16 protein-coding genes are annotated in these 14,570 nt (G+C 49.3%); 10 read left to right on the top strand and 6 right to left on the bottom strand.

Translation table 11 applies throughout. The features are described from left to right. The first annotated feature begins 9 nt into the window (after nt 1–9). Complete coding sequence (locus ICC18_RS20705; RefSeq protein ID WP_188176338.1) at nt 10–624, top strand: DedA family protein; 615 nt, start codon at nt 10–12, stop codon at nt 622–624. Between the two features lies 1 nt (nt 625). On the opposite strand, the gene ICC18_RS20700 is transcribed toward ICC18_RS20705, so the two are convergent. Next, nucleotides 626–1,795, bottom strand: a complete 1,170-nt coding sequence (locus tag ICC18_RS20700; protein ID WP_188176337.1) for an MFS transporter — start codon at nt 1,793–1,795, stop codon at nt 626–628. Between the two features lie 570 nt (nt 1,796–2,365). After that, on the bottom strand, nt 2,366–3,778 hold the full coding sequence (gene pyk, locus ICC18_RS20695; protein ID WP_188176336.1) for a pyruvate kinase: 1,413 nt from the start codon (nt 3,776–3,778) through the stop codon (nt 2,366–2,368). Nucleotides 3,779–3,905: 127 nt separating this feature from the next. Here pyk and ICC18_RS20690 point away from each other — a divergent pair, with 127 nt between their 5' ends. After that, complete coding sequence (locus ICC18_RS20690) at nt 3,906–4,703, top strand: AraC family transcriptional regulator (protein WP_188176335.1); 798 nt, start codon at nt 3,906–3,908, stop codon at nt 4,701–4,703. 17 nt (nt 4,704–4,720) lie between these two features. On the opposite strand, the gene ICC18_RS20685 is transcribed toward ICC18_RS20690, so the two are convergent. Then, a complete protein-coding gene (locus ICC18_RS20685; RefSeq protein WP_188176334.1) occupies nt 4,721–5,452 on the bottom strand; it encodes a DUF3105 domain-containing protein in 732 nt (243 codons plus the stop codon). A 174-nt stretch (nt 5,453–5,626) separates the two neighbouring features. Here ICC18_RS20685 and ICC18_RS33865 point away from each other — a divergent pair, with 174 nt between their 5' ends. Next, on the top strand, nt 5,627–5,737 hold the full coding sequence (locus ICC18_RS33865) for an SCP2 sterol-binding domain-containing protein (protein WP_223192720.1): 111 nt from the start codon (nt 5,627–5,629) through the stop codon (nt 5,735–5,737). On the opposite strand, the gene ICC18_RS20680 is transcribed toward ICC18_RS33865, so the two are convergent. The 3 genes from ICC18_RS20680 to ICC18_RS20670 form a co-directional block, all read right to left on the bottom strand. Continuing rightward, nucleotides 5,721–6,032, bottom strand: a complete 312-nt coding sequence (locus ICC18_RS20680) for a hypothetical protein (RefSeq protein ID WP_188176333.1) — start codon at nt 6,030–6,032, stop codon at nt 5,721–5,723. The two genes, ICC18_RS33865 and ICC18_RS20680, sit on opposite strands and share 17 nt — an antisense overlap. 279 nt (nt 6,033–6,311) lie before the next feature. Continuing rightward, a complete protein-coding gene (locus tag ICC18_RS20675; protein WP_188176332.1) occupies nt 6,312–6,713 on the bottom strand; it encodes a YuzC family spore coat inner layer protein in 402 nt (133 codons plus the stop codon). Between the two features lie 135 nt (nt 6,714–6,848). Continuing rightward, nucleotides 6,849–7,535, bottom strand: coding sequence for an ArsR/SmtB family transcription factor (locus tag ICC18_RS20670; protein WP_188176331.1), 687 nt, complete (start codon nt 7,533–7,535; stop codon nt 6,849–6,851). A 185-nt stretch (nt 7,536–7,720) separates the two neighbouring features. Here ICC18_RS20670 and ICC18_RS20665 point away from each other — a divergent pair, with 185 nt between their 5' ends. The 7 genes from ICC18_RS20665 to ptsP all read left to right on the top strand — a co-directional run bounded on the left by ICC18_RS20665 (nt 7,721) and on the right by ptsP (nt 14,546). Then, nucleotides 7,721–8,599, top strand: a complete 879-nt coding sequence (locus ICC18_RS20665; RefSeq protein WP_188176330.1) for a DMT family transporter — start codon at nt 7,721–7,723, stop codon at nt 8,597–8,599. Between the two features lie 223 nt (nt 8,600–8,822). Next, nucleotides 8,823–9,608 carry a DeoR/GlpR family DNA-binding transcription regulator gene (locus ICC18_RS20660; RefSeq protein ID WP_188176329.1) on the top strand — a complete coding sequence of 262 codons (786 nt, stop codon included), beginning with the start codon at nt 8,823–8,825 and terminating at the stop codon, nt 9,606–9,608. Further along, entirely contained in the window at nt 9,605–10,567 is a 963-nt protein-coding gene (gene pfkB, locus ICC18_RS20655) for a 1-phosphofructokinase (protein ID WP_188176328.1), read from the top strand. The genes ICC18_RS20660 and pfkB overlap by 4 nt, the downstream gene beginning before the upstream one ends. Nucleotides 10,568–10,581: 14 nt before the next feature. Further along, entirely contained in the window at nt 10,582–11,958 is a 1,377-nt protein-coding gene (locus ICC18_RS20650) for a PTS fructose transporter subunit IIC (RefSeq protein ID WP_188176327.1), read from the top strand. Between the two features lie 80 nt (nt 11,959–12,038). Next, entirely contained in the window at nt 12,039–12,491 is a 453-nt protein-coding gene (locus tag ICC18_RS20645) for a PTS sugar transporter subunit IIA (RefSeq protein WP_188176326.1), read from the top strand. A 15-nt stretch (nt 12,492–12,506) separates the two neighbouring features. After that, nucleotides 12,507–12,785 carry an HPr family phosphocarrier protein gene (locus tag ICC18_RS20640; RefSeq protein ID WP_188176325.1) on the top strand — a complete coding sequence of 93 codons (279 nt, stop codon included), beginning with the start codon at nt 12,507–12,509 and terminating at the stop codon, nt 12,783–12,785. Between the two features lie 39 nt (nt 12,786–12,824). Continuing rightward, complete coding sequence (gene ptsP, locus ICC18_RS20635) at nt 12,825–14,546, top strand: phosphoenolpyruvate--protein phosphotransferase (RefSeq protein ID WP_188176324.1); 1,722 nt, start codon at nt 12,825–12,827, stop codon at nt 14,544–14,546. Nucleotides 14,547–14,570: the final 24 nt, after the last annotated feature.

The following is a 14,570-nucleotide window of genomic DNA, read 5'->3' as shown; positions in this document are numbered from 1 at the left end:
GGAGCTCTAATGAAACTGTTATCATTAATCGAACAATTATTTGCTGAATATGGCTATCTGGTGCTGTTGATCGGGCTGCCCCTCGATGCGATTGCACTTCCGATCCCGCCGGGAAATACGACGCTGACGTACACCGGATATTTGTCCTATAAAGGAGTCCTTGATTGGCTGCCGTCTATGGCGGCGGCTTTTGCGGGATCGGTGCTGGGGATGACGATTACGTATTGGATCGGGTACCTGCTGGGTATGCCGCTGATCGAACGTTACGGAAAGTGGCTGTTTTTGAAGCCGGCACATTTGGAAAAAACAAGGAAATACTACGAGAAATACGGTAACAATCTGCTTCTTTTTAGTTATTTCATACCCGGTGTCAGGCAGATTATAGGCTATTTTGTAGGTATCATCAGGGTTCCTTATCGGACCTTCGCTTTATATGCTTATACAGGATCGGCTCTATGGGTCATTGTATTTATCGGAATCGGTTATTATTTTGGCGACCAGTGGCATTATGTTTTTCTGTTAGTACAACAGTGGTTGAAGTACATTTGTATCGGATTATTCGTTGTTCTGGCAGCTGTGCTCCTTCTAAAATGGCATAAACGTTTGAAATCGAGAGTTGACTGACTTAAGCAATAGTTTCTTTTAAATTTCTCTTGCGCATGAAGAACGAAACGATAGCTACAAGGAAACCCAGTACAACTGCCCCGCTTGCTACCCACGGATTATACAGAACTGTGGACATTGAGGATACGACCGCTCCCCCCAAACCGGCACCTGTTGCGAGTCCTAAATGAATAACGGATGTATTTAAACTTAGAACCAAATTAGAAGATTGAGGCGCCTGTTGAATAAAGTAAGTTTGGATGGCCGGAGCGATGACAAACATGGAAAAAATCCATATCGCAGTCACCGCCATCCCGGCCGCCAATGATGCGCTGAGCAGCGGAAGCAAAGCCAGGGACGCTACTTGAGCTGCCAAACCGTATGATATCATTCGCGACGTTCCCCATTTGTCGACCCCATAACCGCCTATCCGGGATCCGATTGCACCGAAAATTCCAAAAATCAGCATCGTAATCGCGATGGCGGATGTATTCATATGAAGGATCGTTTCCAGAAAAGGCGTCAAGTACGTATACATGATTGAGCCCCCGGTTTCCCTGAAAAAAGTAATAAGCAGTCCCGCAAGAATGACCGGATTTGCTAGTACCAGCAACTGTTGCTTGAATGAGACTGGAGCATCCCCTTCGATTTCAGGAAGCAGATAGAACATCCCGATCAGGATGAACGTGCTGACAATCGCCAATAGGATAAAAATGACCTGCCAACTCAGCCAATTGGTTATCGCTATACCGATCGGCACGCCAAGCACCATAGCGCTGCTAAATCCGAGGATGACCGTGCCCATCGCACTTCCGAGTTTCTCGACAGGCACCAGTTTACTAACCGAACTGAATACAACAACAAGGTATACGCCTGCGCTCAACCCCAGAACAATTCTGGATGTCAGCAGAACCGTATAATTAGAACTTCCGAAAGAAATTAAGCAACCAAGGATGAAAACCGATAATGAAATGATCAGCATTTTTTTACGACCTACTCGGGAGGTTAACGCCACCAGAATGGGGGTTCCAATTGCAAAAGCCAGCGAATATGCGGTTATTAATTGCCCGGAAAGGGCAACGGAAATACCCATCTCATTAGCAATCACATTTAAAATTCCGGCAACCACCAATTCGGATGTGGCGGTGAGGAAGACGCCTAGCGTAAGCAGATATATCAAAGTGCGATTCATATTGATCTCCCTTTCTATAGACCTTAATTATTGGGAGCATGGCTAGCTCATGAGTCCCGTGATCGTTAGCTCGCCACGTCTGGCGGAGCTTGTTGAAAATGATTATATTTTAGTAAGCGAAATTATGTAAGAAGGCAAACGATTTGGACATTATCCAAACATTTGGATCAACTAACTAAAAGTAAGTTTTGATGCGAAAAAACTACCTGCGTTATTGTTGGCAGTAAAGCTGAGTTGAGATTTATAGCCCTATTATTTTCCGTCGGTTCGTCAATAGCGGAAAAGCTATCCGAATGAGTAGGGAGCTGCCCATTCGATAGGCTTCACGAGGCGTTAAGGACAAAGGTCGCAAATAAGGCATATTGGAGACGCTAATAATGGTCAGATAGCTTCGTTTCAGGCCCCGAACGCACAAAAGTCCATAAACAGCGAACATTGTTCGTTGTTTATGGACTTTTATTCTTTAACCTAACCTTAGCACACAATTCTTGTACTTACTGGAGTCACGAGGTTCTTTATTAGTACGCTGTGGACGCAAATGTAGAAAAACTGCCAATTAATTGGCGCGTTTTATACCCGCTCAACCTTCAGCAGGTTAGTCGTCCCGGACTTCCCGATCGGGATGCCGGCGGACACGATCGCGAGGTCGCCCTTCTTCACGTAGCCTAGCGTCTCGGCTTGCTGGATCGCTGAGCGGATCAACGCGTCCGTGGAGTCACAGGTTTCCCCGTGAATCGGGATAACGCCCTGCACCATGCTCAAGTAGTTGATCGCGTACTCGTTTGACGTAATCGCCAGAATCGGCGCTTCCGGGCGATATTTCGCGATCATGCGGGCGGTGAAGCCGCTCTCCGTCGGCGTCAGGATCGCCGCTGCGTGCAGCTTGTTCGCCGACGTGACAACAGCCTGGCACAGCACTTCCGTCACTTCGTTATTCGACTGGAGCTGCGCGTCAACCAAAGAGCTGCGCTCCATCGTCTGCTCAACGCGCTCGGCGATCGTCGCCATCATCGTCACGGACTCGACGGGGTACTTGCCGGCGGCGGTCTCGCCGGAGAGCATCACGACGTCGCTGCCGTCAAGAACCGCATTCGCTACGTCGCTCACTTCGGCGCGCGTAGGGCGCGGATTCCGCTGCATGGAATCTAGCATTTGCGTCGCCGTAATAACCGGCTTACCCGCAAGATTGCATTGGCGGATCATTTCTTTCTGGGCGATCGGCACTTCCTCGGTCGGAATTTCGACGCCCAGGTCACCCCGTGCCACCATGATGCCGTCGGAGGCTTCCAGAATGGAAGCGAAGCTCTCCATGCCCTCTTCGTTCTCGATCTTCGAGACGATCGGCGTAGATCCTGCGCCATGCTGCTCCAGAATGTGGCGGACTTCGCGGACGTCATCCCCGTTGCGAACGAAAGACATCGCGACGATGGAGATGTTCTCCTCCACGCCGAATTTCAAATGCATAATGTCCCGTTCTGTCACACCCGGCAGAGAGGTACGTACACCCGGCAAATTCACGCCTTTGCGCTGTTTCAGCACGCTTTGGTTCAGGACCGTACAGATGACTTCGGTTCCATCTACGCTTTCAACCTGAAGCTCGATCGAGCCGTCATCGATGAGCACCAGATTTCCAGGCTTCACATCTTGCGGAAGCCCCGGGTAGTTCACGGAAACACGACGGGAATCGCCGACGATTTGCTCGGTCGTGAGAATGATGCGATCGCCTTTTTGCAAGTCGTAGGAAGCGTCCTTCAGTTGTCCGATCCGGATTTCCGGTCCTTTAATATCCATAAGAATCGGGATGGTCACGCCAAGCTCCTTGGCAGCTTGACGCACTCTCGCGATGCGTCCGCGATGCTCGTCCAAATCGCCGTGAGCCATATTCAGCCTGGCTACGCTCATGCCGGCACGGATTAATTCTTTGAGGGTAGGGACAGAATCGCAAGCGGGTCCCATCGTACAAATGATTTTCGTTTTACGCATCACTATAGGACTTCCTTTCATGGGGGACTATCGATTTTGATATTGGCTTCATTTTAGTCCTAAATGTTCCGAAGTTCCATGAAATATAGTATTCTATATGTACTATAGTATGGGAAGTGGAATCAATATGCGGGTTACATCCATCAAGTATGACAAAACGAGCAATTGGTACTTCGAGGAACACGATCATAAACCGTACTGGACGCTAGTACTGGTCACATACGGCAAGTGTGTGTACTGGATTGGCGGAGGCAATCCCGAGAAGAAGCAGTTGCTGGAGAAAGGGCAATGGCTGCTCATCCCGAGCGAGACCGCATTCTACGGAAAAAGCGTGCCTACGGTGCTGCATGAGAAATATGTTATCCAGTTTGCCGCCGATGGACTCGTCGAGCAGCTGCCGCTCTTGCACTCGAAGCAGTCTCGAAGCCGGATGACCGGCAAGTACGATTTGATTTTGGATCGCCTGCGCTACATGCTGCAGCAATGGCAAGACAAACAGCCCTATTACCAAACGCTGTGCGAAGCGCTGTTAAAAGAGCTGTTTGTACATTTACAAAGAGAGTGGGATCAAGGGGACACGGCAAACGGCGCCACTTCTCAATTAGTCGAGCAAATGAAAGCCTATATTCAAAATCATTACCGCGAGCACGTAACCAAGGAAGAGCTTGGCGCCTGTATCAACCGGTCGCCAAACTATGCTGCTTCGCTCTTTAGCAAGGTAACCGGGCAAACGATCAGTGAGTTTGTTAACGCCACAAGGATCAAAACTGCCGTTTACATGCTGAGGCATTCCGCGCTGACGGTAACGGAGATTTCGGAATTTATCGGATTCAGCGATCCGTCTTATTTTTACAGAGTGTTCAGGCGTCTTACCGGTTTAGTGCCGACGGATTTCGTTTCTGACCGTGAAACGTTGCGTAAGTAAGGGGCAAGTATATGTGATCACATTGTCCCGCCGCCGCGGCGGATTTCAGGCGGGATCTGCTCCGGACCTTTGTCGATATGCTGATAAATGAAGGTGCCGACGCTCGCATCATCGTATTTTTGCAGCTGCATCGTTTTGGTCCATGCCGTCACGACCACTTCCTGATCGCTCGGCACAACCGGGTTAGGAACAGCCAGAACGCCTGCACCTGCTTTTTTGAAGTTGGTAATGTAGCGAAGCTTGTCCAGCAGCTCGGCACTCGCATCCGGGTGATAATGGATAATAATATCGCCATGCTCTAAATTATGGACAAGCATTTCAGTAGACGGCTTTTCCGTATAAAAACCGAACTTTAAATCATGCGGGCTATGCGTTCCGGAGGTTGGGATCTTCATCTCATATAGGAGCGGCATTTCGGAATGACCGCGACCGTAATCCTTATCGGTTGTCACTTGAATAGGCGCATTGAAGTTCAATTTCTCGATGCTGTATTTGTCGGAGGATTGCTGAATGAGCGAAGTGCCAGTGAGCAAAACAGCCAGAGTCAGAAGTACATGGGAGATCATGAGATTGCGTTTATACTTTTTTTGCAGGACTTGCTTTTCGGCCTTTTTCAATCGGCTCGTATTCGCCTTGTTCGTTCTGACAGCCAGCACGTAGCCGACAATCGCTAGAACAAAGATGCCGATGCCTATATAAAGTAATATGGAAATGAGACCGGGTCCTTGCTGCATCATTGTTTGGTCCATTGGGCTTAAGCTCCTTTGAAGATGAGTTAGAATAATAGAATAAAACGTTCAATATCAACACTACATATTGTAGTTTTATCGGGCGAATTAGTCAAATAACAGAAATAGACAGGTGGCGGTTGACTCGAAGTAAAAAAGACCGAACCTCGGAGCGGAAGACGCGAGGCCGGTATCTTGAACGATGATTTGAACACGACTATGGCGTTTATGCTTGGCTCGCTCAAAGTGGAAGGACTTATGGTGCTTGCTCTGAAGCTGCAGGAGATCATTAAGCGGTATAACTAGCTGCGCTTGATTCTACTAGATCATGTTGAAGCACCGTACCCCCGACTTGGGGCGTGAAGGGCTGTTTGCTGCTTAAGCCATAGACATTAATGACGAGCCTCCGGTTGCTCGATCGCGTCACCCGAACCTCATACTTAAATGTAACGGATGAGACATCGGCAAAGAAGAAAAGGGACCGATTCGGAGGTGCGTTTCTCCGGCAAATACGGGTGTTGCATGGTGCTGTGATCAGCGGCTTAGGCGTTCCGTCGGACCAATCGATGACTTGTTCGAGCAGATTGGTAAAGGCTGGCATCTAACTCATAATAAAAGGCTCTGTTAAACTTTGTTGTTGATTGAAACAACGATTCTGTATGAAATTTCATATAAAATCGGGCTCTTCGCTTCAATTAGAGCTTTTGTGTATGATTTTTCGTGTATAACTATGGAAATTATCGTTTGAATGATAAATCTGTGTGATTTTTCGAGTACATATATTGGGGAACGATAGTTTCGAATTAAAAAAGCAATCTCGGCCACTTTCCGTTGGTCAAGATTGCTTTTTTATTGCGGCTTTCAAGCAATTACGCCGATGCTATCTGCCCCATTTGAGCATCATCGTTAAGCTGCAGCATGGTACGCCCTGATCACGGGGATCAATCTTGAACTGAACGCCGGAAGGGGTGTAGCCGGTCATGACCAGCGATTCGCAGCCGAAAGCGTGAACGATGCGATCCACTTCCTTTTGGTTGCCGGTCTGCGCGGCGGTCATGATCTGGTTGGAAATGTGTTGATCGGAAAGCTTGCTCAATACGATAGAAGCGTCTTTCATCAGTTTTTGAAAGCCAACGACGGAATGCGCTAATATGGTCGTATCCACCGGCGGGAAATCGCGATTCCACACCCAGTAGGGTGTCGGGTAAACAGCAGCCGGCAGCGGATAGTTGCCATACAGGGTATGAGGCTGCGGCGGGTAGTAAGAAGGAGGATAATTCATGGACGTTCTCCTTATCATTTTGTCGCTAAGCCATACCAATATATGTAAATTACGGGCTGGTGTGCATTGAATAATTTGGTTAAAAGGAGGGGGGCGAATGTTGCCGAAACAAAGTTTCCTCCGAAGACGATTTCCTTACAACACAACCCCAAATTCATCCGCTAGTCCCTGCAAACCCTCAGTGGTGACGCGTACGGCACGAACGCCCTCCAGCCGCTCGATCCAGCGGAGCTCAAAAAGCCGTCTTGTCAGGGCGGCGCCAAGCGCGCCGGATACATGATGACGGCGTTCGCTCCAGTCGAGGCACTGCCGTGCATAATGGCGCCGGCGCTTGCGCTCCTCTTCGACCTCGACGCCGAAATGCACAAGCCGCTGCTTCCCCTCCGGGCTAAGGATGAAATCCTTACCCTCCTCCTGAAGCAGGCCCAGCTCCAACAGCCGGTCTGTCAGGGCTACGCCGACCTGACCGGCTAAATGATCATAGCAGGTGCGCGCGTAACGCAGCGCCCTCAGTTGATCCGATTCGCGAAGAGAGCGAATCGGCTTCGGCGAGGCGATGGCTTGCAGCGCCTCCAGGGCGTAGGCCACCTCGGCGCTCGCCAGCCGGTAATATTTGTGCCGTCCATATGACTCATGGACGAGTAGACCTCCTTCCACCATCTTCGAAAGGTGGGAGCTCGCGGTCTGCGGCGTTATGCGCGCGGCGCGGGCCAGCTCGCTAGCCGGCAGCGATTTGCCGCCGAGAAGGTGCAGCAGAATCGCGATTCGGGAAGGCTCGCCGATGAGGGAAGCGACTTCCACAATATTCGGGTTCGTACACATGAATCTCAACCTCCTGCAGGATGCAATCATATTTCGATGAACAACGAAAACAATTTATTTTATAATCCTATTATCGGACACGAACAGGGACTCAAGCAAACATATTTCGAGCATAATGGAAATGTGGATGCGAAGCAACAGCGACATCTTGCAGTTTTTTTAGGATGTAAGCAGGGGAGGATTCAATGAATCGTTATTTATTTGGCATACTTGTGGTTGTAACTACATCCTTGATGGGTTCATCTTTTGCAGTCGGTAAAATGGGGTTAACTTATTACTCGCCCCTATTGTTGGCAGGCCTTCGTTTTACGCTGGCAGGGGTGATTATGGCTATAGTTGTGAGGAAAAGGCCTCGTCCTGCGGCTTATCGGGACTGGGGTAAAATCTTGGCTGTAGGCGCGTTTCAGACAGCCGGAGTTATGGGCTGCATTTTTCTAAGCTTGCGTACTATTACGGCGGGTGAATCGTCGATTTTAACCTTTACAAATCCATTGTTCGTTATCGTGTTGGGCACCCTGTTTCTAGGCGCGAAATACCGTTTATCACAATGGCTTGGCGTCATCCTCGGTTGTGTGGGCGTGTTTATTACACTGGGCGTTCATTTGCAACTGCAAACCGGTACGCTGCTTGGGATTGGTTCTGCGATATCGTGGGCGATCGCGACACTGCTCATTAAAAAATGGGGAGCCGGTCTGGATGTATGGGTTCTTACGGCCTACCAAATGCTTTTCGGCGGACTGTTGCTGCTTGTACTGGGCTTTACGATGGAGACCCCGAAGCTATCCTTAGGCGCATCCGCACTGCTGATTCTGCTATGGCTAGCGATTATGGCTTCTATCGTGCAGTTTGCATCATGGTTCTATCTGTTGAAGCAAGGTGATCCAGGTAAAACAAGTGCTTTCTTGTTTCTAGCGCCATTCTTTGGGGTGTTGTCCGGATGGTTGCTGCTTGGTGAAGTCGTGAAATGGTACGTTTATGCAGGGGGTTCACTCATCCTTGTCGGCATTTTTCTGGTGAATTGGACGTACTCAACCTTTACCCGGAAAGAAGCGAATGCGGCCTGATTCATAGAAGCTTCTCTAGACTCACTCTCTTAGGAGTGGGTTCTTCTCATTGGCGATAAAACCCGATAAGTTTGTGATTGAACATGATTGAATTTGAAAATAATTCCTATAGAAAGCGCTTTACAAACAATTATCAATCACATATAATCATGAATGAGAACAATCAATCAAATAATATGATCGTATATGCGCAAGTGTATAGAGTGGAATAGGAGAGGTCATAATGCTGTTTGAGGAAGAGCGTCAGCAGAAGATCGCCGATTATGTTCAAACAAGAGAGCGGGCGTCCGTTCAGGAGCTGGCTCAGCATTTTCAGGTCTCCGAATCGACCGTTCGTAGAGATCTGAAAATTCTTGAGGAAGACGGAAAGCTTCGTCGAACGCATGGGGGAGCTGTAGCCTTTGTCAGCGATAATTCGGAACCCACTTTCGTGGAAAAAGAAGATCGCTATCGTTTGCAAAAGGAACTTATAGCTAAAGAAGCTGCATCTATGGTACGGGAAGGCGATTCCATTTTACTTGATTCAGGGACTACCACATATTATTTGGCAAAGGAATTGAAAACATTCAAGCAGCTCACGGTTGTAACCAATTCCGTTGCGGTCGCTCAAGAACTGTCCGCCAATACGGGAATCGAGTTGATTCTAACGGGCGGCACCTTGCGTCATGAAACACTGGCGATGGTAGGACCGCTTGCAGAGAAGGCGCTGGAATCCGTGCATGTCGATAAAGCCTTTGTTGCCACAAATGGACTGGACCCCGTTATCGGACTCACAACGCCAAATATGTCGGAGGCTGCAACCAAAAGGGCTTTCTTCCGTTCAACCAAGCAGGTGATTTTACTGATGGATCACAGCAAATACGGAAGGGTATCATTTGCCAAGGTCGCCGGATTACCCGAGATCGACCAGCTTCTGACGGATGACGGTATATCGGACATTGCGCTGAAAGAGCTTGAATCCGCCGGAGTTACCGTTACCGTCATACAGACGGGTGGGAGGACATCATGAAGCAGCCAGTTTTGACGATTACATTGAATCCGGCCTTGGATAAAACGGTAACGGTAGAAGATTTCATCCTCGGCGGATTAAACCGGATTAAAGAATGGAGAATGGATGCCGGAGGTAAGGGCATCAACGTTGCCAAAGTACTGCAAAATTTCTCAGTTGATGTAACCGCTTGGGGCCTGTGTGCAGGGCGCCAGGGGAATGTGCTGACGGATACGCTTTCGAGTCTGGGCATCCCGAACTGGTTTGTTCAGGCGAAGGGCGAAACGAGAACGAACCTGAAGATATATGTGGAGCTCACTCAAGAAATTACCGAGCTGAACGAGCCGGGTTTCACGGTAGATGATGACGTGTTGAATCAATTTCTTAACCGATTCGAGACAGATGTCCGTCAGATGTCGTTAGTTGTGCTGGCCGGCAGCTTGCCGAAGGGAATACCGCCTGATTTCTATGGCACATTGATCCGGATTGCGAATGAGGTAGGCGTTCGGACAGTATTGGATGCCGACGGAGAGCCTTTCATTCATGGCATCGAGGCTGTTCCTTACGCCATTAAGCCGAACATTCATGAGCTGGAATCGTTCTTTGGAGAGTCGTTCCGTACGGATGAGGAAATTATCGATGCGGCAAGAAGATTAATCGCTAAAGGAATTGCTTACGTGGCCGTTTCTCTAGGCGGCGAGGGATCGATCCTTGTAACGGAGAAGGAGGCCATTCGCGCCAAACCGGCCCCGATTACTCCGTTAAGTACGGTTGGGGCCGGCGACTCCATGGTTGCTGCGCTTATTTATTGCATGATGCAGGGCATGTCGCTGGAAGAAACGGCGAGGTGGAGCTCAGCGGCAGGAACTGTAACGGCTTTGAAGCCTGGAACACAGGTTTGTACGCTTGCTGAAGTTGAAGACAAACTTAGCAGTGTGAACATATGGTCTATTTTACAAAAAACAACAAATTCGAACTAAAGGCGGGGGCATCTATGAAAAAGAAGATTCTTGCTGTTACTGCTTGTCCAACAGGTGTTGCTCACACGTACATGGCTGCTGAATCCTTAGCTAAAGCAGCTAAAGAAAAGGATATTCCGATTAAAGTAGAAACCAGGGGTGCTGTCGGGGTAGAAAATGAATTTACCGAGCAGGAAATTGCCGAAGCTCATGCCATTATTGTCGCTGCGGATACGGATGTGCTGGAATCCCGTTTTGCCGGGAAGCCGGTTGTGAAAGTTCCTGTAGCGCAGGCGATCAAAAATCCGGCAGGTCTTCTCGAAGAAGCGCTCAGCAAAGAAGCAGCTTCTGCCGGCGATTATCTGAAGCAGGTCGAGCAGTCCAAAGCTCAGCGCAGCGCTTCACGGAGCGGAGCGTACAAGCATTTGATGACCGGTGTGTCGAATATGCTTCCTTTGGTTGTTGCAGGCGGTTTGCTGATTGCACTTTCCTTTATCTTCGGCATTGAGGCTTTTAAAGAGAAGGGCACCTTTGCCGCAGCACTGATGGACATTGGCGGCGGAGCGGCTTTTGCGCTGATGGTGCCGATTCTGGCGGGATTCATCGCTTTCTCCATTGCAGAAAAGCCGGGTTTGGCGCCGGGTCTTGTAGGCGGGATGCTCGCTTCCCAAATTGGAGCAGGCTTCCTTGGCGGTATCATTGCCGGATTTCTTGCGGGGTATGTCGCGAAGCTGTTGAAAGATTATATCAAGATGCCTAAGAACTTTGAAGGCTTGAAACCGATTCTGATTATTCCTTTGCTGGCAACCGGGATTACTGGACTTTTAATGATCTATGTAATTGGCGAACCTGTGAAAGCGATTATGGATGGCTTGACAGTATGGCTGAAATCGCTCGGTTCCACGAATGCAGTGCTGCTAGGCATATTACTTGGCGCGATGATGGCGTTCGATATGGGTGGCCCAGTGAATAAAGCGGCGTATACGTTCGCTGTAGGGTTATTGGCTAGCGATGTATATGGTCCGATGGCTGCAGTAATGGCTGCAGGTATGACGCCTCCGCTTGGGTTATGGCTCGCAACGCTCCTGTCTCCGAAGAAATTTACAAAAGAAGAGCGGGATGCCGGTAAAGCAGCGTCCGTATTGGGAATTTCGTTCATTACGGAAGGCGCTATTCCGTTTGCCGCAGGCGATCCGTTCCGCGTGATCCCTTCGATCATGGCCGGATCCGCTTTAACAGGCGCTTTATCCATGCTGTTCGGCGCTACGCTGCGCGCTCCGCATGGCGGAATTTTCGTCCTGCCCATCCCGAATGCGGTCGGCCAACTGGCTTTGTATGCTTTAGCGATCGTAGCGGGAACGGTTGTAACAGCGATCATGCTGAATATATTGAAGAAGCCTGTCGGAAACTAATTTTACACACATGCATGAAAAGAGAAGGGGGAGCCATGACCACATGTTTCTCCCCCTTACATATTTAGGAGGTTATTATAATGAATATACAAGCGCTATTGAATGAACAAAGTATTTTGATCCCGTTGGAATCGGCAAGCAAAGAAGAATGCATCCAATCCATGATTGACGGACTTGTTGCCGCGGGGTGCATTACGGATAAAGCCGCTTATTTGGAGGCTGTGTTAAAGCGGGAAGAGACGGGTTCGACAGGCATTGGCTTCGGGGTCGCTATTCCTCATGGGAAATCGAACGGCGTCAGTAAGCCGGGTGTTGCTTTTGCTAAGTTGACTGGGCCGCTAGATTGGAAGTCATTGGATGACCAGCCGGTGAGAATCGTCTTCATGATCGCGGTACCGGAGGCGGCCGCAGGCAATGAGCATCTGCAAATTTTGATCGCGCTCTCCCGTAAGCTGATTGATGAGAATTTCCGTCAAAGCTTGCTGGAAGTGACGGATGCACAGCAGTTGATCACGATTTTAGAAACCATTTAAGAGGAGATAAGCAGCATGATTTCAAAAGAACTTACGATCCGGAACGAATCCGGCTTTCATATTCGCCCTGCCCAATTGTTTACGGAGAAAGCGGCATCTTTTCAATCTACCGTGAAAGTTGAATATATCAATGAACCTAATAATGTGATCATCGACGGGAAAAGTATTCTCGGTCTTATGACGCTGGGGCTCGAGAAGGGCTCGGTCATAACGCTAATAACAGACGGGCCGGATGAACAAGCAGCGATGGATGCTTTGACAGAATTGGTAGACAGTGGGTTTGGAGAAGCGTAAGAGCTGCAGAGTGCAGCTTGACGGATAGGAGGAACTGTGATGACGGAGAGTGTACTGCAAGGGCTCGGAGTATCCGCCGGCATTCGTACAGGTAAAGCATTCGTATACGCGCCTGTGCGGCTGACAGACGTAGAGAAAAAGAAAACGCAAGATACTCCAGCTGAGATTGAACGGCTTCGGGCAGCCAAGTCTGCCTGCGAGGCTGAACTTCAAGTTTTGATTGAAAAGGCGCAAAGGACGCTTGGGGAAGAGAAGGCTGTCATTCTGAAGGGACAAATCAGCTTTTTGCTGGATCCAACCTTCTATCCGCCCATGGAGAAGCTGATCGAAAATGAGCAATGGACGGCGGAAAGCGCGATCCATCAAGTCGTTACACAGGTTGCCGCCCTGTTCGAAAGCATGAAGAATGAATATATGCGGGAGCGTGCGGCAGATGTCCGCGATGTAGGGAACAGGATGTTCGCCCAGCTATGTGAACGCAAAGGAACCCAGCTGTCCGATATCACGGAGCCGGTCATACTCATAGCCGATGATCTGACGCCTTCCGATACGGTTCAGTTGGATAAAAACCTGGTACTCGGTTTCGTCACCCGTATTGGCGGCAAGACTTCCCATACCGCCATTTTGGCGAACTCATTGGGAATCGCGGCGATTCTGGGATTAGGTGATGGAATCGATCCTATTCAGCATGGAGATGAGCTTCTGATCGATGGCTCTACCGGAAGATGTATCTTAAACCCCTCGGAACCAACCAAAGAATCCTATCATGCTCTCATGCTGCGTGATGAAGTCGAAAAAGCTGAATTACAGGCCTATGTGGAACGGGACGCTGTTACGAAGGACGGCTTCCGCATAGAACTGGCAGCTAACATCGGTACGGTGGAAGAATCGGCAAGCCTGCTCAGCCAAGGGGCTGAAGCGGTAGGGTTGTACCGTACGGAGTTTCTATTTATGGGGCAATCACAGATGCCGGATGAAGAAACCCAGTATAAAGCTTACCGGGAAGTGGCGGAAGCGATGAAGGGTCGTCCCGTTGTGATTCGCACACTCGATATTGGCGGAGACAAGGAGCTTCCTTATCTGGATTTACCGAAGGAAATGAATCCTTTCCTTGGTTACCGCGCTATCCGACTTTGTCTGGATCGCAAAGAGCTGCTTCATACCCAGCTTCGAGCGATTTTGCGAGCGGGGGTACATGGTCATGTGAAAATCATGTTTCCAATGATTTCGGGCATGGAAGAATGGCGTCAGGCCAAAGAAATCTATGAGCAGGTGCGCGAGCAGCTTAGTAAAGAAGGAATCCCTTATGCGGATTCTGTAGAGCTGGGAATTATGATTGAAATTCCGTCGGCGGCATTGCTCGCTTCCAGATTTGCCAAGGAAGTGGACTTCTTCAGCATCGGAACGAACGATCTTGTGCAATACACGGTTGCTGTTGATCGGATGAACGAAAAGGTATCTTATTTATACGATTATTTCCATCCTGCCGTCATTCGGCTAATCAAGACGGTTATTGATGCTTCGGTCGATGCAGGGAAATGGACAGGAATGTGCGGCAGCATGGCCGGAGATCCACTGGCTGCGCCTCTTTTGCTCGGCTTAGGTCTGCATGAATGGAGCATGTCCGCTTCTTCGCTTTCCAAGGTGAAGAAAGTGATTACTGATTTGAACCGCAGCGATTGCGCGGCTTTAGTTGAAAAGATATTAGACATGGACACGGCGGCAGAAGTTAGAGAGGCATTGCTGGCGTTCCAACCATGATAAGATGAAAAAGACCGTCAGGGA

It is taken from the genome of Paenibacillus sedimenti (assembly GCF_014534655.1).
Classification (GTDB): domain Bacteria; phylum Bacillota; class Bacilli; order Paenibacillales; family NBRC-103111; genus Paenibacillus_E; species Paenibacillus_E sedimenti.
Note: the sequence above shows the minus strand (reverse complement) of the source record. Positions and strands in the feature narration are given on the sequence as shown.

Excerpts from the sequence above, each read along its gene's own strand:
- ICC18_RS20705 (WP_188176338.1), top strand. The coding sequence starts at position 10 with ATGAAACTGTTATCATTAATCGAACAATTATTTGCTGAATATGGCTAT.
- ICC18_RS20700 (WP_188176337.1), bottom strand. The coding sequence starts at position 1,795 with ATGAATCGCACTTTGATATATCTGCTTACGCTAGGCGTCTTCCTCACC.
- pyk (WP_188176336.1), bottom strand. The coding sequence starts at position 3,778 with ATGCGTAAAACGAAAATCATTTGTACGATGGGACCCGCTTGCGATTCT.
- ICC18_RS20690 (WP_188176335.1), top strand. The coding sequence starts at position 3,906 with ATGCGGGTTACATCCATCAAGTATGACAAAACGAGCAATTGGTACTTC.
- ICC18_RS20685 (WP_188176334.1), bottom strand. The coding sequence starts at position 5,452 with ATGGACCAAACAATGATGCAGCAAGGACCCGGTCTCATTTCCATATTA.
- ICC18_RS20680 (WP_188176333.1), bottom strand. The coding sequence starts at position 6,032 with ATGCCAGCCTTTACCAATCTGCTCGAACAAGTCATCGATTGGTCCGAC.
- ICC18_RS20675 (WP_188176332.1), bottom strand. The coding sequence starts at position 6,713 with ATGAATTATCCTCCTTCTTACTACCCGCCGCAGCCTCATACCCTGTAT.
- ICC18_RS20670 (WP_188176331.1), bottom strand. The coding sequence starts at position 7,535 with ATGTGTACGAACCCGAATATTGTGGAAGTCGCTTCCCTCATCGGCGAG.
- ICC18_RS20665 (WP_188176330.1), top strand. The coding sequence starts at position 7,721 with ATGAATCGTTATTTATTTGGCATACTTGTGGTTGTAACTACATCCTTG.
- ICC18_RS20660 (WP_188176329.1), top strand. The coding sequence starts at position 8,823 with ATGCTGTTTGAGGAAGAGCGTCAGCAGAAGATCGCCGATTATGTTCAA.
- pfkB (WP_188176328.1), top strand. The coding sequence starts at position 9,605 with ATGAAGCAGCCAGTTTTGACGATTACATTGAATCCGGCCTTGGATAAA.
- ICC18_RS20650 (WP_188176327.1), top strand. The coding sequence starts at position 10,582 with ATGAAAAAGAAGATTCTTGCTGTTACTGCTTGTCCAACAGGTGTTGCT.
- ICC18_RS20645 (WP_188176326.1), top strand. The coding sequence starts at position 12,039 with ATGAATATACAAGCGCTATTGAATGAACAAAGTATTTTGATCCCGTTG.
- ICC18_RS20640 (WP_188176325.1), top strand. The coding sequence starts at position 12,507 with ATGATTTCAAAAGAACTTACGATCCGGAACGAATCCGGCTTTCATATT.
- ptsP (WP_188176324.1), top strand. The coding sequence starts at position 12,825 with ATGACGGAGAGTGTACTGCAAGGGCTCGGAGTATCCGCCGGCATTCGT.